This window comes from Pseudomonas sp. HP_12, from assembly GCF_055283955.1.
Window position 1 is genome coordinate 16,966 of the sequence record NZ_JBTOQG010000027.1, and the last position, 20,022, is coordinate 36,987.

The window sequence follows — 20,022 nt, forward strand, 5'->3', positions numbered from 1 at the left end:
GGGAAGAGGCCCGTCCAGGCGCTGACATTCGATCGTTCCCACGCTCCGCGTGGGCATGTATCCCGTGACGCTCCGCGTCACCCCCAGGCCTGAATCCGCGTTGGAAATCCGGGATCGGACACCATCCCTGTGGGAGTCGAGCTTGCTCGCGAATGCTGCAGTGCAAACAATCACTACTCAGCGGATGTACAAACGCCTTCGTGAGCAAGCTCACTCCCACAGGGAGGTAGTCCGGTCTGCAAAACTGCCAGCGCCCATGCCGGCCTCTTCCCGGCTAAAGCCGGTCCCACTAAACAGCAAGCACCGCGTGTGGCCGGTGGGACTGACTCCGACTGTAGGACCGGCTTCAGCCGGGAAGCTTTTGATTTGCTTTTGATCTTGATCTTCAAACACATAACGCCCAGACGACACAAATCGCGACTTGGGTGCAGGCTGAACGCAGACGACGCGCAGTGGGCCGAGCCGCATGGATGCGGCGAGAGCGCCGTCAGGACATGGATGTCCGTTCGGCGCGGGCCCACGGAGCGTCGTCGGAGTGAGGGAACCCGACGAAGTCGGGCCCAACCGAGAGCAAGCACCCTTGGTTACTTGGGGTGCTTTTCCAAGTAACTCGCCGAAGGCGAAATGTCTGCCGTTAGGCAGACGCCTTTGATCTTCATATGCCGCGCCGCAGGTTCAGACCGGGGACAGATTAATTTACGGTGAAGCGCTGTAAATAAATCAGTCCCCTAGTCATCGTCTATGCGAATGACCTCGTCCGGAACGTCCTCCAATTGCCGCACGATCTGATAAATATTCGCCACCGCCAACAGCGTCGTTCGCGGGATGTACTTGCCCGCCTTGACCTTATAAAGCGTCCGCGCCAACCAGATACTCTGCACCACCGGAATCCCCGCCTTTTTTGCCCGCGCAATCAACGCCAGCGCCTCATCATCCTCACCCTTGCAGTGAATCTGCGGCAGCGGCGTCGTGCCGGGCCGGTAATAGAGCGCCACCGCGTAGTGGGTCGGATTCACCACCAGCATGTCCGCATCCTCCACGGGCTTCGGCGGTGCGGTCGGCGCCTGGTTCAACAATTCATGGGCCAGTTGCCGCCGATGCCCCTTCACATGGGGGTCGCCCTCTGACTGTTTGTACTCCTTCTTGATGTCCTCATGGCTCATCCGCAGCTTCTTGGCGTGGAAGTACTTCTGCAGCGCAAAGTCCACCGCGCCGATCACCAACAGCAGCCCCAGCGTCGCCCGCAAAATGTGCCGGAACACCTGCAACAGCGCATGCCAGTACGTCGTCAGGTCGGTGCTCGACAGCAAAATCAGCGTGCCCAGCGACGGCTTCACCACCACATACAGCGTCGCCGCTATGGCCGTGGCTTTCAGGATGCTGAGCAGCAAGGTGGTCAGGCTTTGCGCCGAGAACATCTGCTTGGCGTGGGCGAACGGGTTGAGTTTGTTGAAGTCCAGCTTCAGCGCCTTGGGCGCGAACAGAAACCCGATCTGTATCCAGCTGCCCACCAGCCGCATCAACATCGCGATGCCGACGCTGCTCAGGACGAAGCCGATCAACACGCTCGCGCCTTCGCTGGCGACCTGCTCCAGTGTGTGCATGAAGGGCTGGCCAACGCCCTGAAACGACAGCGTCATCAAGTGCAGCAAGCGCGCGACGCTTTCGTCCGCCAGGCCGAAGGTCACTTCGCTGACGACCAGCAGCACCAGCAGTTTGCTCAGGTCCTGGCTCTGCCCGACCTGGCCTTTTTCGCGGGCGTCGCGCAGTTGTTTGGGCGTGGCCTTTTCGGTTTTTTCGCTCACGGCACATGCACCAGTTGGCCGAGCAAATGCTTCAGATCGGCGAGCTGCATGATCTGGCCGTTGCCCAGTTCCAGCAGCGTCGGCAGGTAGATGAGCAGGAAGGCGATGCCCGCCATGCTCTTGGCCGGCATGGCCAGGATCGACACGTTCAGTTGCTGCGCGTACAGGCCGATGATCGCCAGCGCGGCCTCGATCAACAGCAGCAAGCCAATGAACGGCGCGGCGTAGAGCATCATGTGCTGGAGGGTCTGGTTGAGTTGTTCGAGAAACAAGTCCAGCCCGTCGACGGTCATGCCGGGCAGCCAAGCGGTGGGCGGCCAGACCTGATAGCTGTCCCAGATCACCTGGGTAATCAGCGACAACCCGCCGGACAGAATCACCAGCATGATCAACGTCTCCTGAAACAGCTCGCCCAGCGGCGTCGCGTCAGGCCCCAGCGCCGGGTTCAATTGGCCGCCGCTCAAGGCGCCACGCTGGCTGTCGAGCAGCGCGCCCACCGAGGCGAACATCCAGAACGGCGCGTACAGCAACAGGCCGAGGAGGGTGCCGAGCACGGCCTCTTTGAGCAGCAGCGCGCCGATGGAAAACCAGTCGTCGTTCATGCCCGACAGGGCGCGGCTGATGCTCGGCGCCGGGATCATCGACACCACCAGCACCACCGCGTAACGCAGCGGGCCCTTGAGGTATTTAAAGCAGAACGCCGGCACCAGAATCATGCACGGCAGGATGCGCGCGGCCGCCAGGCCCATGCCCAGCATCAGTTCGAACAGCCCCTGAGCGTCGAAGGGCATCTAGTGCGCGCCGCCGGAGCGGGCGATCAGGTCGAAGGCCATGTTGATGAACTGGATCAGTTCGACACCGATCCATCGCCCGGTCATGGCCAGGGTCAGGCCGACGGCGGCGAGCTTGATGCCGAAGGGCAGGGTCTGGTCCTGGATCTGCATCAGCGCCTGCAGCAGCGAGGTGATGACGCCCACCAGCACGGCCACCCCCAACGGCGGCGCCGTGAGAATCACCACCAGAAACATGCCCTGTTTGAACAACGCCAGCGCTTCCATCACCGCCTCACATGTACGAGTAGAAAAGGCTGTCGAGCAGGCGCGTCCAGCCTTGCACCAGCACGAACAGCAGCAGTTTGAGGGGCAGCGAAATGGTCATCGGCGAGACCATCTGCATGCCCAGCGCCAGCAGCAGGTTGGAGACGATCAGGTCGATGACGATGAACGGGATGTAGATCAGAAAGCCAATCTGAAAACCGGCCTGCAACTCGGACAAAACGAAGGCGGGCACGGCCAGCAGCAGGTCGCTTTTGCTGGCCTGATCGGCCATGTCCTTGGGCCACATGCGCTGGGTGTTGTCGAGCAGGTGGGCAACGACTTCCGGGTCAGTGTTGCGGCTCATGAATCGCTGAAGCGGCTCGATGACCGTGTTGGCGCTGGCCTGCAGTTTTTCGGTGCTGCCCATCTCCAGCGGATGATCGTGAACCCGCTGCTGGATTTCGTGGGCGACCGGCGCCATGACGAACATGGTTGCGGCCAGGGCGATGCCGTAGAGCGCCATGTTCGGCGGCACTTGCTGCACGCCGATGGCGTTGCGGGTAATCAGCAGGGTCATGGAGATCTTGAGAAAGGCCGTGCAGACGATCAGCAGAAACGGAATCAACGAAAGAGCGCCGAGGAACAGCGCCAGCATCACCGGGTTCATCCCGTCCATGATCATGCTTGAGACGCCATGCGGGTGATCTGCAGACCGAGGCGGCCCTCGACGCTGACCAGCTCGCCCTCCGCGACGACGCGCTCGCCGTGGCACAGGGTGGCGAAGCCGGGCGTGACGCCGTTGACGGGTAATACGGTGCCGGCCGCGATGCGGCGCAGGTCGCCGAGGGTCAGTTCGAGGCTGCCGCAGCGCAGGGTCAGGGCCAGCGGCAGTTGGTCAAGGGAATCGAGGGAGGCCTGGGTTTCTGTTGATTGAGGCTCGTAAGGTTCGTCCGCGTAGCCATCGGAGGCGGTTTCATCCTGCCACTCGTTTTCGGCGGTTTGATGCTCGGCGTCGTCAAAAGCTTCCCGGCTAAAGCCGGTCCCACGGCCGACAGTTTCAGGGCTGTAGCCGGCGCCATTGTTCAGTGCGTGCTCGGTCGACTCATCGTCGGCAAGGTCCTCGATCTCGTCTTCGTATAATTCTTCATTGACCATGTCCCAAGTCTTCCTCGTGGCTGAACCGTACATACAGCTGCTGGGCGCGGCTGTCCGTCTGCACTGCCCATTGCCGACCCGCCAGTTGCAGGCGGCCGCCGCCTTCTTCGTCGAAATGACACAACGACGGCAGCAGCACGTCCCCCGGTTGCAGCGACGCCAACTGGTCGAGGCTCAACGACAGCTCGCCCAGCACCAGCGGCTGTCGGATGGGCCAGTCTGACGCGACGTTCTGCCGGTGCGGCTGCCAGTGGTGGCTGCCGAGCAGTTGCAGCAAGACCCGCGCGTCGGCGCAGAGCTGTGCGTGCAACACCTGCGAACCCAATCGCAGTTGCAATCGGCAGGTCATCGGCGCGGTATTCGGGCTTTCGCCTTCGGCGGACAGCGCAGTGATATCGCTGAGTGGCCGCAGAGGGCAAAGCAGTTCCGCCAGTTCGGTACTCATGCGTTGATTCACCAGTTGCCAGTACCACGGCTGATGTTCGCCGCCGAGGGTGACCGGCAGTTCGCCGAGCAGGCTCAGCACCGCTTCGGCATCGCTCAGGGCGAAGGGGCCGAGGGCGCTGTCGAACCAGGTCAGCGATGACGGCGTCCCGGCTGAAGCCGGCCCTACGAGGGGCGAGCCATCCCGGTTTGCATCGTCGGGCATCGATCGCAGGCTCAGCTCGCCGCGCTGACCCTGGGCGGTGTAGCTACAGCTCACGCCGGCGCCCAGCAGACGCGAGGCCTCGGCAAAATCGCCGCTGACTTCCCGCATCTTCAGCGGACTGAATGGCGGGTTCCCGGCTATAGCCGGTCCTACGGTGTTCAGGTCGCTCGTGCCCACGTTCATGCCCGAGTTCCTCTCCGAATTCATAGTCGAGTTCATGTCCGGCGTCATCCCTGCGCCTCCTCAAAGGACAGATCAACGTCACAACCCAGCGCCTGCTCCAGCGCGCTTTCGCAGTTGCGTTGATGGGGCTGCAAGCGTTTCAGCGCGCCACGTCGGGTGAAGCCCAGTTCGATGCTCCACTGGTTGTCGCGCTTGTTGGCGTTGACCTGCACCTTTCCGAGATTGGGCATCAGCAAGGTCAGGCTCAACGGGCCGTCCGGTTGCTGGGGCAGGCGTTGGGCGAGCTCGTCGATGAGCTGCGTTGGCACGCCTTCGGTGGGAAACAACGTGCTGAAGCTGCTGCCGGCGAAATCCGATTCGCTCTGCTGCTCCGTCACCGGCGGCACCAACAGTTGGGAGAAAAACATCCCGTCAGCACTCAACGAGGCAGGCGAGGCGGATTCATCGCACAGCCGGCGCAGGCGTTCGGCATCGGCGCGACGCACAGGGGACGACGGCTGGCGCGTGTCGCCCGGCGCGGCAGGGGATGGCGAGGGCGCGCGCGACGTTTCGGCACGGGGCTGCGGCTGCGGGCGAGGCGGGTGTTGCACCGGGCTGTTCATGACGATTCACCTTCTTCGTTGAGGGCCTCGGCCAGGCAGGCAAGTTTTTCCACGGCCCGTTGGGACGCTTTCGCCACGTCTTTTGCCTCGGCCAGACGCTGCTGTTGTTCCTCGATACCCAACTGCTGGCGGGCCATGTCCTGGCGGATATAGGCGAGCCGGTCGAGCATGCGGTTTTCTTTCTCATGCCAGCGTTCGAGGTCGTCCAGCGACATCGACTTGTTGACGTGGGCGCTGCTCAGCACCTGCCGGCGTTCGCGCTGGTTATGGCGTTCCTGCGCGTAGGAATCGCGAGTCTGCTGCAGGTGTTCGTGCAAGTGCTCCAGGGTTTTTTGCGCCTGCCGTTGCGCCCGTTCGGCGCTGGCCTGGCGATGCTGACGCAGCGGCGTAAGCACGCTGATGACCTGTTCCATGGCGAGGGTTTGCGGATCGACTTCAAGCTCTTCTTCCACGCCATCACTCCGGCAGTTGCGAGGTGAGTTGCATCAGTGCGGCGAGGGTTTCCTCAAGCGGCACCGGCTCGCGCAGGTCCTGGCGCAGAAACGCATTGATTGGCTCGTTCAGCCGTACCGCGCAGTCGGTCACCGGGTCGCTGCCGGGCTGGTATTCGCCCAGGCGCAAGAGCATTTCCACCTGCTTGTACGCCGCCATCAAACGGCGCAACCGGTTGTTCGCCTGCTGGTGCTCGCGGCCGGTGACGTTGCTGATGATCCGGCTGATGCTGGCCTGCACGTCGATGGCCGGGTAATGCCCGCGCTCGGCCAGTTTGCGCGACAACACGATGTGGCCGTCGAGCAGCGAACGCACCTCGTCGGCGACCGGGTCGTTCATCGAATCCTGTTCGATCAGCACGGTGTAGAGCGCGGTGATCGAGCCTTTCTCGCTCATCCCGGCCCGTTCAACCAGGCGCGGCAGCAGGGTGTAGACCGAAGGCGGCAGGCCGCCGCGCCCGAGGGGTTCGCCGGCGGCAATGCCGATCTCGCGCTGGGCCCGGGCGAAACGGGTCAGGGAATCGAGCAGCAACAACACTTTCAGGCCGCGCTCACGAAAGGCTTCGGCGATGGCCGTGGCGGTGAACGCCGCGCGGGCCCGTTCCATGCTCGATCGGTCCGATGTGGCGCAGACCAGCACCGAACGTGCGCGCAAGGTGGCGTCCAGTTCGTGGTCGAGAAACTCGCGCAGCTCACGCCCCCGCTCGCCGATCAGGCCGAAGACGATCACGTCGCAGTCCATGTTGCGCGCCAGCTCGGCCATCAGCGTGGTCTTGCCGCAACCGGCCCCGGCGAACAAGCCGACGCGCTGGCCTTCGCCGAGCAGAATCGCGCTGTCGATGGCGCGCACGCCGGTGGGCAAAGCTCTGCTGATTCGTGGTCGCTGGGTCGGCGGCAGGGCGTCGGCGATCACCGGCAGGGTGACGCGCCGGTCACCTGGGCCGGCGAATGCGCCTTCTGAATCCCCCAGCAGCGGCCGGCCGAAACCGTCGAGCACGCTGCCCAGTAAACGGTCGTCGACGCCGATGCGGTGGGCCATGCCCAGCGGCCGAATGTGCGCGCCGACCTGAATGCCGTCCGGGGTGCCGAGGGCACTGAGCAGCGTGCAATCCCGGGTAAAACCGACGATTTCCGCGAGCATGGTGCTGCCATCGGATTTGCTCACTTCACACAGGTCACCGACCTTGGCTGCGGGGATCTGGCACTCCAGCAAAATGCCGCTGACGGCACTGACCCGGCCGCTGACCGTCACCGCAGAAAAGCCCTTCAGGCGCTGACGGTGGGCGGATTTCCATTGATCCAGCGCCGCGTTCACCAGCTCACCTCGTAATGGCGGTCGCCGTCGAACTGGATGCGGTTGTCATCGATGCGGGTCAGGCGCAGCCCGGCCAGCTCGTCGCCGACGTACAGCCGCCGACCGTCCGCCGTGACCAGATGGGCGTGGGGCCCGGACATGATCTGCACGATGGTGAACGGCAGGCCACTGGTGCCGGCGGCGACGTTGTCGATCAACGCGACCGGCGTGTCATAGCGGTCCTTGAAACGCTGGAGCATGCGCTGATAGACCAACTGCGATTCCGGCTTGAGGTTGCCGCTCAACGCCAGGCCTTCCGGGGTCTGCTCCACGCTGACATCGCTGAGCAGACGCTCGCTGAGCATGGTGTTGAGCTGGCGTTTGACGTCGTCGACGCTGGTCAGCCGTATGCGCTTGCTCGCCGGCTGATCGGTTGTTTTGCCCTTCGTGGTCGAGGGCCTGACGGGCTCTTGTTTAGCGAGCTGCTGCGCCGGCGTACTGATTGCCATCGCGTCTGACGAAGGCGCAGCGCTGCGGCTCAGGCTCCAGGCACTGCCGGCGATGCCCAGCAACACGCCGATGACCACGCCGGTGGTGCGATTGAAAAAGCGCGAGCGCGACTCGACCTTTTCCAGCGGCGCGCTGGCCGGCGCTTCGGCCTGGGACGTCTGCTCGGACTTCGCCTGAGGAATCACCGCCGGCAGGGAAGGCCAGGGGTCTTGCGCCGGGGACACGCACAGCCAGACCGAACCCAGCACAAAGGCGGTGTTGGGGCTGAGCAGGGTGCTGGCGTGAAGGTGGCCTTCCTCGTCGGCGATAGAACCGTCGGCAGCGTTGAGCCGCCAGCCTTCGCCCTGGCGTTGCAGGCGACAGTGCAGCTGTTCGACGCCCGGATCATGCAGCGCCAGATCCTGATCGGCGTCAGCGCCAATGCCCCATTGCTCACCCACCAGCGGCAGCGCGGCGCCCTGGTGCAGGCCGGTCAATACGCGTAATTCAAACATGTGACGCTCTCCAGGCACTCAAGCGGCGTACTCGTTATCCAGCGCGTGCGGGTCGTCTTCGTGATCGCTCTCGAAGTCGTCTTCCAGGTCGAAGCGCCCCAGCACTTTCACCTGCGCTGCATTGCTGATTTCGGCAAACGACAGCACCGGCACGTGATAGAACTCCTCCTGCAGCAAGGTCCGCAGCGGGCTGCGCAAATCCTGGGCGACCAGCAACACCGCGCGCTGGGCGGTGCGCAGGGGGAAGGCGATGTGCAGCTGCTGCACCAGCAACTGACTGGTTTCGTTGTCCAGCGCGAAGAAGGTTTCGGTCTGGGTCTGGCGCAGGCCGTCCCGCAGAATGCCTTCGCTTTCCGGCGTCAGTACCCAGACCAGCAAGCCCTCAGGGCCGCAATACTGGTGGTAGATCTGCGATTTCAGGGCGATGCGCACGTAGTCGGCGAGCACCGTGACCTCGCGCTCGTGCTGGCCGTGTTCGATGAGGGTTTCGGCGATGACCCGGATCGCCCGTAGCGGCACGCACTCCGAGGCCAGGCGTTGCAGCACCGCCGAGAAGCGCGCCAGCGGCAGCACGCGCTGCATTTCCTGGGCAAGCTCCGGCTGCTCCGATTCCAGCCAGCCGAGAATCGCTTTGGTCTCCTGCAGGCCGATGAACTGCGGGCCACACGACTGCAGCGCGCGTTCCATGCGCTCGATGATCAGCGTGGTCGCGTCGATGCGTTCGATGTGGGCTTCCTGCAGTTGCGGCGCGTCGGTCGGCAGCCACAGCCACTGACCTTCCTCACGCTCGAGGCTGCCGTACACCGCTGACTCCAGCGAGGCCGACTCCGGCAGGCCTTCCACTGAACGCGCATCGACCGCCACGTGGGTCTGGCTGAGCGTGGCCCGGAGCAGGGGGACCTCGTAGACCGAAAAGCGAAACTCGTCCGGCGGCAACAGCTCGCTGGTTTCGATGATGAACGAGGGCAGGGTCAGGCCGTATTGCACGACCAGCCGATTGCGTCGCTGACGGATTTCGCTGACCAGCGCTTCGATCTCCGCAGGGTTCTGGCTGGGGTGAAACTGCATCACGAACTGGCGGCTCGGGGAGAAGGTGCGCAAATCCTCGCGGCCATTCATTTCCGGCGCGACGGCCACGGCCTGGGCCTGCTCGGCCTTGGGTTTGGCGCGGTGCAGCTGGAGCAGGCCGCCGACGCCGCAGATGATCGAGATGACCACGAACACCGCCGTCGGCATGCCCGGCAACGCCGCAAAGCCGAGCATCGCCACCGCCGCGATGATCCACGCCTTGGGCTGGCTGGTGATCTGCTCGGCGATCTCCCGGCCGATGTTGGCTTCAACGCCATTTTCACCACTGGGCACGCGGGTGATGATCATGCCGCAGGTGACCGAAATCAGCAGGGCCGGAATCTGCGCGATCAGGCCGTCGCCGATGGTCAGCACGGTATAGACCTGCAAGGCGTCGCCGGCGGTCATGTTGTGCTGCACCACGCCGATGGCGATGCCGCCGATCATGTTGATGGCGACGATGATCAGGCTGGCGATGGCGTCGCCGTTGACGAATTTCATGGCCCCGTCCATGGCGCCGAACAGCTGACTTTCCTTGCCCAGTTCGGCGCGCCGCTTGCGCGCTTCGTGGACGCTGATCAGGTTGGCGCGCAGGTCGCTGTCGATGGACATCTGCTTGCCCGGCATCGCGTCGAGGGTGAACCTCGCGCCGACTTCCGCCACCCGTTCCGAACCCTTGGTGATCACCAGAAAGTTGACCACCGTGAGGATCAGGAAGATCACCAGGCCCACCGCCAGGTTGCCGCCGACCACAAACTGGCCGAACGCTTCGACGATGTGCCCGGCGTCCTGATTGAGCAGGATCAGGCGGGTGGTGGAAATCGACAGCGCCAGACGAAACATCGTCGTCAGCAATAGCACCGCCGGAAAGGTCGAGAACGCCAAGGGGCGCGGCAGGTGCATCGCCAGCATGATCAACAGGCAGGAAATGCAGATGTTGATGGCGATCAGCACGTCCACCAGGCCGGTGGGCAGCGGGGTGATCATCATGAACACGATGGCGATGACCACGAACGCACCGACGATTTCCGAGCGGCGCATGGCGGCAAGCGCGATCGCATTGAGCAGGTTAATGACACGATCCATCAGGCGAGGCCCCCCTGGAGCTGGTTCTGTTCCTGCCGAGTCAGTTCGGCCATGAGAATGAGCAGGTTGCCCAAGGCGTTCTGGCGGCTTTTCAGGTCGCGCCAGAGCAGAATCGGCAGCTGTTGCAGCATGGGCCGCAGCCCGTTGAGAAACGCCAGTTGATGCTTGAGCTGCTTGCCGCCGATGTGTTGCGTCAGCTGCAGGGTTTCGCCCAGGCTCATGCCCTTGCCCGACAGCGCCAGCAGGTGTTTGAGAAAGGCCGCCGCATCCACTTGCAGCCCGGGATTCTTGTTGCGCATGCGGCCCAGCAGATGCTCGCAACTGCGCAGCAGGGTGGTGACGTGCCGCGCGGTGTTCAGGCCGTGCATCAAGGTGCGCAGTTGCGCCGGCGAGGTGGACGGGGTGAGGGATGAAAGATCGTCGGCGAGGGCGCTGCGCATGTCCCGCAGGTTCAGCTCGAATTCGCCGGGTTCTTCCTGTTCGTTGATCAGCGCGTCGATCAGCCCGGTGATGTTCTGCTGCCCGGCCACCGCCACGCTGTACAGATTGCGCAGGGCGCCGCGGCGTTTTTCCGAGGTCGGTCGGGAAAACGCCTTGGCGCTGTTGATGCCGGCCCGGGTGCGCTTGCCGTATTGGCGACGCAGTTGCTTGAGCTGCTGGCTCAGCACCACGTGCTCGCCCATTTCACCGTCGGCCTGGGCCTGCTTTCTCGCCGCCTGCAGCATCACATGGGCCTTGGCCGGGTCGCCGTCGGTGTAGCTCAGAATCTGCGCCAGGCTCGACGCGTTCTGGTTTTGCAGCTGCTTGCGCAAGTTGCGCGCGGCGTCGTCGAGGCCTTTGTCCTGGCTGCCCATCAACAGCTGATACAGCTCGCCCAGTTTCACCGCCCGGGATTGCAGCGCGTTGCCGCTGGCCAGCAGCTCCCGCTGGCTGAGGCTGCGGCTCTGCTGAACCAGTGCCGAGGCGAACCGCGCGACCTGTTGCGGCGAGGTGCCGTTGACGTTCGGCGGATTGACATGCAGCGGCGCGGGCGCAGGCGCCTGCATTTTTGCCGGCGCGATCGCGGGTGTTTGCAATGCCTGTGGGGCAATGGGGGCGGCGATCTTCATAAGTCGGCTCTGGATAGCTCGGTTCGGGGCCTGGTCATGGGTCCTGAGTGGAGCGCAGCCGCAATGCGGTTCCATCTATTTGTGCGCGGACGTGGGGCAGACCGATCTGTGCCAAATCTCGTCGGAGAAACAGCGTGTTCGCGCAAAGATTTGCACAGCGTCGTTCTTGTGATTTTTATTTGTATATAAAAATCAATGACTTAAATGATTCACATGGATGGCACGCATATCGCTATAGGGCTATTACACTCAAAACAAGGAAGAGCCCTGATGTTTTCCAACCTTGCGATTCTCGATATGGACTCCCCGGCGCGCCGTCCTGCCCAAGGGATTCGTCACCTGACCAGTGATCAGATCAAGATGATTCGCGGCTTCATTCAGAAGCGGGTCATGAACCCGGAAGATGTCGACGACATTCTGCAAAGCACCTTTCTGGAAGCGCTGCGCAGCGAGCACAAGTTTCAACACGCAAGCAAACCCCAGACCTGGCTGTGCGGCATTGCGCTGAACCTGATCCGCAATCACTTTCGCAAGATGTACCGCCAGCCGTATCAGGAAAGCTGGGAAGACCACACCCACTCCGAACCCGACAGCCATGGCGACATCGGCCATCAAGTCGACGGCCATCGTCAGTTGATGCAGGTGGTCAGGGCCATCGGCACGCTGCCGTCGAACATGCAGCGGGTGATCGAAGTGTCGCTGGAGATGGACGGCAATTATCAGGAAACCGCGTCGTCCCTCGGCGTGCCGATCGGTACCGTGCGCTCACGCCTGTCCCGGGCCCGGGAGCAACTCAAGCGGCAGATGGACCCGTTTGCCTGAGTATCCAGCGGGGCTGGCTGGACGCGAACTGTGTAGGACCGGCTTCAGCCGGGAAGGCGTCAGGCGTCACGCCGCAGGATGGATGGTGTTCACGCGGGCCTCTTCCCGGCTGAAGCCGGTCCCACTAAAAAGCATCGCGTGCATCCAGTGGGACTGGCTGAACGCGGACTTTGTGGGACCGGCTTTAGCCGGGAAGACGTCGGGCGTCACGCTGCAAAATTGAGGGTGTTCAAGCAGGCCTCTTCCCGGCTGAAGCCTGTCCCACTAAAAAGCAGCAGCCCGCTCGGTGTCCGAGTAACAAGCTGAAACATTTATCGGAACCGACGCGGCGCAGCAGCCACACAGTTGCCATCCTTCACGCCCGGATGACGACTCATGCGTATCTTAAGCACTCCTCCCAACGCCGCTGCTTCCCAATCTCCTGGCGCCGATGCCGCCCAGGGATTGCCGCTGACTGACGCCAAGCCGACGCTGTTACTGAAGGGGGGCGTCGATCCGACTATTCGCTTCGGCGCGTCGACCCAGCCATCGCCGGCGAACGGTGCCTTTGTCGGCAATAGCCTTGGCAGCACAGGCGCTGCGGGCAAGGCTCAGAGCATCGAACAGCAACTGCTTTCATTGCTGACCCAGCTCACGCAGCTGTTCAAGGGGCAGGCGCCATCGTCGCCCGAATCCGCCACGTCATCCCCTGACGCCGCCGCGCAAAACGCACCCGCTTCCGGTGCCGTTCCCGCAGCCAGTCCGCAACCTGCCGCTCCAGTCACGGCTGCTGCCCCCGCAGCGCCGGTCGAGGCTGCAAAACCCGCCGAAGCTACTCAGTCCGAAGCACCCAAAGCCAGCGAAGCAGCGTTTCTCGATGACTCGAAATACTCGTCGCCCAAGGAGCTTGAGCGTTGGGCGCCGATGGTTGCCAACCTGCCGCCGGACCAGCGCGAGCAGGCGGCCAAAGAGCTGAATCGACCCCTCGCCGCCGCGCGCATGGCCGCTGAAAAAGGCCCGGATGCGGCCAAGGCCATGGACTTCATCAACGCGAACCCGTCGCTGAAAACGGCAGTCGATACCGGCAAGCACGGCGGCAAAGCGGACGGCAAGATCACCGACGGCGACCTCAAGGCCTTCGCCAAAAACATGCAAAAAGCTGCCGACAGCGCGGACAAGGACATTGCCAACTACCAGAAAGACCATCCGGACGCCGACCCTCAATCCCTGGAAATGGTCCGCAGCGCCGCGTTGATGCGTGCCAACGAACCCCTGACCAAGGCCGCCGATCCCAAGCATGCCCTGGGCGCCGACGGCAAAACCAAGGTCGATGGCCTGACCAGCGCCGACGGCCTCAAGGCGATTCAGAACGACAACCCGGGCCTGGCCGGACCGCTGAAGCAGGCGGCGAAAACCTGGTCGCAACCCGGCTTTCTCACGCAGATCGATCAGGGCGGCCTGAGCGGTCGTTCGCTGGCGGCCCACAGCCCGGACAAGCTGTTCAGCGCCAAGAACATCAGCGACTGGATCAGCAAGCAGGCGCCCACCAATGGCGGCGAATTTGCCAGCGTGCTCAGCGATGCCGCCACCCTCAACTCAGTGGCCAATGTCGATATTTCCAAGTTGGGCAAGGACGTGTTCGACAACCCGTCGGCCTACAGCGGCGAACAGAAAGCCGCGGTCATGATCAAGCTGCAACAGACCCAGCAGAGCGTCGTCGCAGGCCAGGACCTGCGCAAGACCGGCAAGACCGAAGAGGCGTTGAACGAGAAGATCGGCCAGCTGCAGGCCGATCCTGAGGTGCAAGCCTTCCTCGACAAACAGATACCGCAGCAGTCCCGCGCGCTGGTCGCCAGCACGCCATCGTTGCAGAAAGCCGTCACCGAGCAGATGCAGAAGGTCAACAGCGGCGAGGCCCTGCAAGCGGACCTGAACACGGCTGACAAGGCCACCAAGAAGGACAAGCCGAACGCCGATTACAGCAGCGCTTTGGCCGGATTGTCGGCGCAGTTGCAGATGCAGAAAGACCTGCTCGGTGACAACGCGAAGGTGCCGACCGCGCAACAGGTACTCGGTCAGCGGCGTGATCTGCAGGGCAAGATTCAGGATTCGTACGTGCGCAACTTCAGCGAAGGCGGCGCCGTCCGGCAGTTGCTCGATCAGAAGAAAGCCGACGGTGAAGAAGCATTGCAAACAGCGGATGCGCAGAAGGCCGCCTACGACAGCGTGCTGCCCGACACCTTCGTGCAGAGCCAGCAATCGCGCTATGTGGATTCGACCTTCCACCATCTGGAAGACACCAAGAGCGGTCGCAAGGTGCTGGAAAACGCCAAGGGCGATACAGACCACGCGCCGTCGATGGCCGCACAGGTCGCCTCGAATATGGGTCCTTCGGCGCTGCGCTCGGTGGCAGGCTTTGCCTCGGTGTCAGACATGCTCGCCCGCGGCGACAAGACCGATGCCGCCAAGACCATTTACGACAGCACCAAATCCGGCCTCTCTGCGGCCAAGCACGGTTATGACGCCGTGGCGAAATCCGCCGCGCGGGCGGGGCTGGGCGAGGTGGCAGCGAAAGTTGGCGGTCGCGTTGCCGGCATGGTCGTGGGAGAGGCAGCAGGTTTGGCCGCCGGCGCTGCCATTGGTGCGTCCATTCCGGTGATCGGCTGGATCGCCGACGCCGCGATGAGCCTGGGCTTCGGCATCTCCGCCATCATCGAAGCCGTCAAGAAACACAAGGCCCAGAAGGCCTTCGATCACAACGTCGACCCGGTCCTCGATCAGTTCGGCATCCCCAAAGCCCATTGATGTTTCCTGACCCGAAAGAGGTAAGTGATCATGAGTATCGGTATTTCCCAGGTTCGGCCGTTGAGCGATCCCGCCGCCCACCCGGATTTCTCCTCCCTGAGCGGCAAGCCCGGCCAGAGCAATTCCCTGGGCGGTGGCGGCGGCGCCGGTCAGGCCCTCGACGCCAGTTCGATCCTGTTTGCCCATGCCGGGCAGTCCCAGGTCAACTTCGGTTCCCCTCAAAATCAGGACCCGACGACCAACGCCGCTAATCCCCTCACAAGTGGCGCAGACCAGAACGGCATCGCCCAGCAACTCATGGCGTTGATCATCCAGTTGATGCAAATGTTGATGCAGAACAACCCCAATCAGACCGGCAATCCCGCTGCGCAGAATAATGCAGTGACCGGCGGCGGGGGAGGTGGTGGCGGCGCGACCGAGGGTGCAGGCGGTGGCGATGGTGCTGGCGCGGCGGAAGGTGCCGGCGGTGGTGCCGAAGGTGCTGGCGCTACTCAGGCGGCTGCAGCGCCTGCGGCCAATGCTGGTGCGGTGTCGAACGATACGTCTCTCAGCGGCTCAGGCGATTTGCATCTGCCACAACAGCTCGAACCCTATCGCAACGACATCATGGATGCGTCCAAGGCCACCGGCGTGCCGCCGAGCATTCTGGCCGGACAGATCTGGGCAGAGTCCCGTGGCCAGTTGGGCCAAGACACCACCAACGTCAACGGCAAGACCGATGCGGGCGTGATGCAGGTCAACGCCGACACGTTTGCGGCCCTCAAGCGAGACAACCCCAACGAGCTCGGCAACGCCGACGTCAACAACGCCCACGACAACATCATGGCAGGCGCGCTGTACATGCGTGATCAGAAAGCGACCTTCGGTGACTGGGATTCGGCGCTGCGCGCCTACAACTCGGGCCCGGACAAGGTCAACAAGGGCAACCTCGCGGATGCCGGCGGCGTGGGCGATCCGAAGTACGTCGAGAACGTTATGAACTTCGCAAAAATCATCGAAAGCGGTCAGGGGCAATTGCCGGCCTGATTTTTGGTGTGAATCCACAGGGGGCGGGGCGCGCAGATGTCGCGCTCCTTCCACAGCGTGAAGTGCCACCGACCCACATGGGCGTTAAGAGATCAGAGCCTTTTCCATGAACACGCTGTTGGGATCATCCTGGTAATCACCGAATGGCCCTCGACGCTGATACCCGTTGCGCTCGTAAAACGAGATGGCTTCGTGTTGCAGATACCCGGTCTCAAGCATGACTCGCCCGCAGCCTCGTCTCCGAGCCTCGTCTTCCAGAACACCCAGAATCCTGCCGGCAAGGCCCTGCCCGCGGAAGGCAGGTTGGGTGAACATCCGCTTCAGCTCGCCGTGAGTCGCGTGCACCACCAGCGCCCCGCAAGCCACGGCCTCTCCATCGCTGGAGCGGGCAACGGCGAAGCCTGTATTTTTCGAAGAAAGCGCTTTTATATCGATGCCATGATGACTCTCAGCCGGGTAGAGAGGCACCTGATAAGCATCAAGCGCTTCAATGAGGACGATCACTTCCGGCTGGTCGGGTGATTCAAGGGAAACAGTGGGTGAGTTCAAAAGCCTGCGCTCCGTTGGCCAGATGCCAGATCAATGGGATGCGACGGATATTCGCTCGATCACGTCCCATGAATCAATCCACGCCAGTGGAGCAGTAACCGCCTTTGTGCATTCCAGGCAGGATTGCCCTGCCTGGAATTCATGCTTCATCGATTACGAGTGACCCGCCACACGGTATTCGCCAAGTCGTCGGCGATGATGAGTGCACCGCGCGGGTCCACCGTCACGCCGACTGGCCGCCCGCGGGTTTTTCCGTCCGCGCCGCGAAAGCCGGTTGCAAAGTCAATCGGCGCACCGTTCGGACGGCCATTGCTGAACGGTACGAAAACGACTTTGTACCCCACCGGATTTTCCCGGTTCCAACTGCCGTGTTCTCCAATGAACACCCCTTCGGCGTACTTCTCGCCCATCGCCGGGATGGAAAAATCCACGCCAAGCGCGGCGGCGTGGGAACCGAGGCTGTAGTCGGGTTTGATGGCGGCAGCGACCATTTTCGGGTTTTGCGGCTGGGCACGCGTATCGACGTTTTGACCCCAATAGCTGTACGGCCACCCGTAAAATCCACCCTCGCGAACCGAGGTCAGGTAGTCCGGGACCAGGTCCGGGCCCAGTTCATCGCGCTCGTTGACCACTGCCCATAACTTTCCGGTTTGCGGCTGGATGGTTAAGGCCGTCGGGTTGCGGATGCCGGTCGCGTACGCTTTGTGGGCACCGGTCTCGGCATCTAGCTGCCAGACCCTGGCCCGGTCGAGTTCGACTTCCATACCGCGCTCGGTCACGTTGCTGTTCGAACCGATGCCGACATACAAGGTGCGCCCGTCGTCGCTGACAGCCAGTGACTTGGTCCAGTGGTGGTTGATTTCAGCGGGCAAGTCAGTGACTTTGATCGGTGGGCCGCTGGCCTTGGTCTGGCCCTCTTGATAATCGAAACGGACCAGTTCGTCCTGGTTGGCCACGTACAATTTGCCGTTGGCAAACGCCAGCCCGTAGGGCGCGTTGAGGTTTTCCGCGAACACCGTTTTCGTCTCGTAGACGCCGTCACCGTCTGCATCCCGCAGCAAAGTCAGGCGATTGCCGCCTTTAACCTTTGTGTTGCCCTGAGCCTTGATGTACCCCGCGATCACGTCCTTGGGTTTGAGCTTCGCGGCGCTTCCGCCACGGCCTTCAGCCACGAGGATATCGCCGTTGGGCAGCACAAGCGTCTGGCGGGGAATCTGCAAGTCGGCGGCGATGGCCGTCACGCTATAGCCCTCAGGTACCGTGGGCTTCTGGTCGCCCCACAACGCCGGTTCGGCTATCTTCATGCTGGGTAAAAGACCGCGCTGGGCAGCCGGCAGTTTTGGATCGGGCCCCAATGCCTGGGTGGCATCCCCGGCGTCACCGCAGCCACTTAACAACAACGCCATGCTGATCGCGGTCAGTTTGATCGAGTGGCTCATTGTGCTTCCCCCGAACGTACGCTGGTGAGTCCCAGCCACGCCGTCACGACAATCAGCAGCGTGGTCAGTGCGGAGAGAATGAGGCCCGACGGCATGGTGGCGAAGGCATCCTTGGCGTGTTCAAAGGCGTTGACCAGCCCCAGTGCCCAGGTCACCACCAACAAGACGAGGTAGACCACGGGGCGCCCGGCTTTGCGATCGGCCCGGATCAGATTGACCAGCGCGAACAGTACGGCGAGTCCGCAGAACACCAGCCCCCCGGCGATAAGCCAGGACGCGAAGTTGCTCCATTGGATCTGGTAGGTCTGGTAGTAGGTGATATCGCTCAGCAATGCGCCGAGAAACAGCGGGACGGTGCCGGCCAGCAATATCGCGTGTAGCGGGCCTGGCGGGTTTCGGTAGACAAGATGGGCGGTAGTGTTCACGACGGCTCCCTATTTTACTGACGCTTATGCACTGCAGATGAACTGACCCATCAGGGCCGCGCAGGGTGCGCATCGTTTGGGATCAATTGGTCAGGAACATAGTTCACGTTATTTGGGCGTTCCGAATATGCAGTTACAACTGCGCATTCGGTGGCCACGGAGGTGAACCGGACGTTACCCATATGGCCACTGATTTTTAGCGTGACGGCCGACCCGCGCCAAATGCCTCATCCACCCGCGCCAACTGCTCACCGGTCAGGGTGCCGGCGTAATAATGCAGCTTGATCCAGGCCATCAAGTACTCATATCGAGTCTTGGCCAGGTCCTGACGGGTGCTGTAAAGCTGTTGTTGCGCATTCAGTTCGTCCAGGTTGACCCGCTCGCCACCCTTGATGCTGTATTGCGTGGACACCACCAATGCCTCCGCTGACGCCAACGCCTTGTCGTAAGCGCGGATTTTCCGTACGCCCGTGGCGCAAGCGTTGAACTGTCGGCGCAACTGGATCAACGTCTCACGGGTTTTGCCCTCAAGGTCATACTCCGCTTGCTCCAGGCTACGACTGGCCTGGCGGCTGGAGGCGCTGACGCCACCACCTGCGTACAGCGGCAGGCTGATTTCCAGGCCAATGGTATTGGTGTCGTAACGCTGGTTGTAGGTATTGCCGCTGTCGGATTCCATGCTGCGCACCGTGGCGTAAGCGTTGAGCTTGGGCAGATGCCCGGCGACGTTGCGTTTCACCTCCTGATGCGCGACTTCCAGCAGCTGGCGCTGGGAGGCGAGGTCGGCGTTCTCACTCAAGGCGATGGCATTCCACGCTTCGTACGTGGTGGGCGTCAGCGCAAGGAAGTTGAACGGCGTACGCAGAGGCGCCAGTTCGTCGATGCGCACCTCAGGCACGCCGATCAAGGCCCCGAGCTCGCGCAACGCTGCGTCTTGCTCATTCTGCGCTTCGATTTCCTCGGCACCGGCCAATTCGTAACGGGATTCGGCTTCCAGGATGTCGGTACGGGTGCCTTCGCCCTGATCGAACATCTGTCGGTTTTGCTCGAACTGCCGCTCGAACGCCTTCTTCTTTGCCTCGGCAATCTCGATCTGATCGCGACTGAACAGCGCCTGGCTGTAAGCGGACAACACCCGCACCAGCAACTCCTGACTTTTGCCTCGAAAGGCCTGGTCGGCAAACAAGGCCTGTGCCACACCCTTGCGGTAGTTGGCGTAGGCCTCGTAGTCGATGATCGGCTGCTGCACGCTCAGCGTCGAACCGAAACTGTTGTAGTGACGGTCCTCGCGGGAGTTGGGGCGATCCTCGCTTTTGTAGGTGGCCCTCGAGTCGTTGCGTCCCTTGTTGTAGTTCCAGGCCACGTGGGGCAAGAGCCCGGCACGGGGGGTGTCAGAAATTTTGTGTTCGGGCATAACATGAGTAAGAGGTGCATGTATGCCAACCAAAAAGAAACCTGCGTTACGCGAGCTACCCAAAATCCCTAAAGAGCTGC

Annotated in this window: 19 protein-coding genes; 3 read left to right on the forward strand and 16 right to left on the reverse strand. The window is 62.6% G+C overall.

Annotated elements, in window-relative coordinates:
- Positions 1-728: 728 nt before the first annotated feature.
- From sctU to sctW, 12 genes are all read right to left on the reverse strand, one after another.
- Positions 729-1,805, reverse strand: a complete 1,077-nt coding sequence (gene sctU, locus ACYASU_RS17785; RefSeq protein WP_463583560.1) for a type III secretion system export apparatus subunit SctU — start codon at positions 1,803-1,805, stop codon at positions 729-731.
- Positions 1,802-2,596: a type III secretion system export apparatus subunit SctT gene (sctT, locus tag ACYASU_RS17790; protein WP_463583561.1), complete on the reverse strand. Its 795-nt coding sequence runs from the start codon at positions 2,594-2,596 to the stop codon at positions 1,802-1,804. Before sctT ends, sctU begins: the two co-directional genes overlap by 4 nt.
- Positions 2,597-2,863, reverse strand: coding sequence for a type III secretion system export apparatus subunit SctS (sctS, locus tag ACYASU_RS17795; protein ID WP_093458684.1), 267 nt, complete (start codon positions 2,861-2,863; stop codon positions 2,597-2,599).
- 7 nt (positions 2,864-2,870) lie between these two features.
- Positions 2,871-3,524, reverse strand: coding sequence for a type III secretion system export apparatus subunit SctR (gene sctR, locus ACYASU_RS17800; protein ID WP_346631358.1), 654 nt, complete (start codon positions 3,522-3,524; stop codon positions 2,871-2,873).
- The gene (locus tag ACYASU_RS17805) at positions 3,521-3,997 is read right to left on the reverse strand and encodes a FliM/FliN family flagellar motor switch protein (RefSeq protein WP_463583562.1); all 477 of its coding nucleotides are present in this window, start codon (positions 3,995-3,997) and stop codon (positions 3,521-3,523) included. Before ACYASU_RS17805 ends, sctR begins: the two co-directional genes overlap by 4 nt.
- The gene (locus ACYASU_RS17810) at positions 3,987-4,754 is read right to left on the reverse strand and encodes a type III secretion system protein (RefSeq protein ID WP_463583574.1); all 768 of its coding nucleotides are present in this window, start codon (positions 4,752-4,754) and stop codon (positions 3,987-3,989) included. Before ACYASU_RS17810 ends, ACYASU_RS17805 begins: the two co-directional genes overlap by 11 nt.
- 119 nt (positions 4,755-4,873) lie before the next feature.
- Positions 4,874-5,431, reverse strand: a complete 558-nt coding sequence (locus ACYASU_RS17815) for a type III secretion system HrpP C-terminal domain-containing protein (RefSeq protein WP_463583563.1) — start codon at positions 5,429-5,431, stop codon at positions 4,874-4,876.
- Positions 5,428-5,883: a type III secretion protein gene (locus ACYASU_RS17820; protein ID WP_463583564.1), complete on the reverse strand. Its 456-nt coding sequence runs from the start codon at positions 5,881-5,883 to the stop codon at positions 5,428-5,430. Before ACYASU_RS17820 ends, ACYASU_RS17815 begins: the two co-directional genes overlap by 4 nt.
- A gap of 4 nt (positions 5,884-5,887) precedes the next feature.
- Positions 5,888-7,237 (reverse strand): FliI/YscN family ATPase, encoded by a 1,350-nt coding sequence (locus ACYASU_RS17825; RefSeq protein ID WP_463583565.1) that lies wholly within the window; start codon positions 7,235-7,237, stop codon positions 5,888-5,890.
- Positions 7,234-8,220 carry a type III secretion system inner membrane ring subunit SctD gene (sctD, locus tag ACYASU_RS17830; protein WP_463583566.1) on the reverse strand — a complete coding sequence of 329 codons (987 nt, stop codon included), beginning with the start codon at positions 8,218-8,220 and terminating at the stop codon, positions 7,234-7,236. The genes ACYASU_RS17825 and sctD overlap by 4 nt, the downstream gene beginning before the upstream one ends.
- 18 nt (positions 8,221-8,238) lie before the next feature.
- Positions 8,239-10,374, reverse strand: coding sequence for a type III secretion system export apparatus subunit SctV (sctV, locus tag ACYASU_RS17835; protein ID WP_463583567.1), 2,136 nt, complete (start codon positions 10,372-10,374; stop codon positions 8,239-8,241).
- Complete coding sequence (gene sctW, locus ACYASU_RS17840) at positions 10,374-11,483, reverse strand: type III secretion system gatekeeper subunit SctW (RefSeq protein ID WP_282371967.1); 1,110 nt, start codon at positions 11,481-11,483, stop codon at positions 10,374-10,376. The genes sctV and sctW overlap by 1 nt, the downstream gene beginning before the upstream one ends.
- A gap of 270 nt (positions 11,484-11,753) precedes the next feature.
- Between sctW and ACYASU_RS17845 the strand changes: the two genes are divergently transcribed.
- The 3 genes from ACYASU_RS17845 (at position 11,754) to ACYASU_RS17855 (ending at position 16,115) form a co-directional block, all read left to right on the forward strand.
- On the forward strand, positions 11,754-12,305 hold the full coding sequence (locus ACYASU_RS17845; RefSeq protein ID WP_282371966.1) for an RNA polymerase sigma factor: 552 nt from the start codon (positions 11,754-11,756) through the stop codon (positions 12,303-12,305).
- Between the two features lie 375 nt (positions 12,306-12,680).
- A complete protein-coding gene (locus ACYASU_RS17850; protein ID WP_463583568.1) occupies positions 12,681-15,089 on the forward strand; it encodes a type III effector HrpK domain-containing protein in 2,409 nt (802 codons plus the stop codon).
- 30 nt (positions 15,090-15,119) lie between these two features.
- The gene (locus ACYASU_RS17855; protein WP_463583569.1) at positions 15,120-16,115 is read left to right on the forward strand and encodes a transglycosylase SLT domain-containing protein; all 996 of its coding nucleotides are present in this window, start codon (positions 15,120-15,122) and stop codon (positions 16,113-16,115) included.
- A gap of 84 nt (positions 16,116-16,199) precedes the next feature.
- On the opposite strand, the gene ACYASU_RS17860 is transcribed toward ACYASU_RS17855, so the two are convergent.
- From ACYASU_RS17860 to ACYASU_RS17875, 4 genes are all read right to left on the reverse strand, one after another.
- Positions 16,200-16,664 (reverse strand): GNAT family N-acetyltransferase, encoded by a 465-nt coding sequence (locus ACYASU_RS17860; RefSeq protein ID WP_463583570.1) that lies wholly within the window; start codon positions 16,662-16,664, stop codon positions 16,200-16,202.
- A gap of 146 nt (positions 16,665-16,810) precedes the next feature.
- Complete coding sequence (locus ACYASU_RS17865; protein WP_463583571.1) at positions 16,811-18,103, reverse strand: PQQ-dependent sugar dehydrogenase; 1,293 nt, start codon at positions 18,101-18,103, stop codon at positions 16,811-16,813.
- Positions 18,100-18,528: a DUF2231 domain-containing protein gene (locus tag ACYASU_RS17870; protein ID WP_463583572.1), complete on the reverse strand. Its 429-nt coding sequence runs from the start codon at positions 18,526-18,528 to the stop codon at positions 18,100-18,102. The genes ACYASU_RS17865 and ACYASU_RS17870 overlap by 4 nt, the downstream gene beginning before the upstream one ends.
- 196 nt (positions 18,529-18,724) lie before the next feature.
- Positions 18,725-19,900: a TolC family outer membrane protein gene (locus ACYASU_RS17875; protein ID WP_463583573.1), complete on the reverse strand. Its 1,176-nt coding sequence runs from the start codon at positions 19,898-19,900 to the stop codon at positions 18,725-18,727.
- Between the last annotated feature and the right edge of the window lie 122 nt (positions 19,901-20,022).

Bases quoted from the DNA above. Each gene is read 5' to 3' on its own strand.
- sctT (WP_463583561.1), bottom strand. From the start codon at position 2,596: ATGCCCTTCGACGCTCAGGGGCTGTTCGAACTGATGCTGGGCATGGGC.
- sctS (WP_093458684.1), bottom strand. From the start codon at position 2,863: ATGGAAGCGCTGGCGTTGTTCAAACAGGGCATGTTTCTGGTGGTGATT.
- sctR (WP_346631358.1), bottom strand. From the start codon at position 3,524: ATGATCATGGACGGGATGAACCCGGTGATGCTGGCGCTGTTCCTCGGC.
- ACYASU_RS17805 (WP_463583562.1), bottom strand. From the start codon at position 3,997: ATGGTCAATGAAGAATTATACGAAGACGAGATCGAGGACCTTGCCGAC.
- ACYASU_RS17810 (WP_463583574.1), bottom strand. From the start codon at position 4,754: ATGCGGGAAGTCAGCGGCGATTTTGCCGAGGCCTCGCGTCTGCTGGGC.
- ACYASU_RS17815 (WP_463583563.1), bottom strand. From the start codon at position 5,431: ATGAACAGCCCGGTGCAACACCCGCCTCGCCCGCAGCCGCAGCCCCGT.
- sctD (WP_463583566.1), bottom strand. From the start codon at position 8,220: ATGTTTGAATTACGCGTATTGACCGGCCTGCACCAGGGCGCCGCGCTG.
- sctV (WP_463583567.1), bottom strand. From the start codon at position 10,374: ATGGATCGTGTCATTAACCTGCTCAATGCGATCGCGCTTGCCGCCATG.
- sctW (WP_282371967.1), bottom strand. From the start codon at position 11,483: ATGAAGATCGCCGCCCCCATTGCCCCACAGGCATTGCAAACACCCGCG.
- ACYASU_RS17845 (WP_282371966.1), top strand. From the start codon at position 11,754: ATGTTTTCCAACCTTGCGATTCTCGATATGGACTCCCCGGCGCGCCGT.
- ACYASU_RS17850 (WP_463583568.1), top strand. From the start codon at position 12,681: ATGCGTATCTTAAGCACTCCTCCCAACGCCGCTGCTTCCCAATCTCCT.
- ACYASU_RS17855 (WP_463583569.1), top strand. From the start codon at position 15,120: ATGAGTATCGGTATTTCCCAGGTTCGGCCGTTGAGCGATCCCGCCGCC.
- ACYASU_RS17865 (WP_463583571.1), bottom strand. From the start codon at position 18,103: ATGAGCCACTCGATCAAACTGACCGCGATCAGCATGGCGTTGTTGTTA.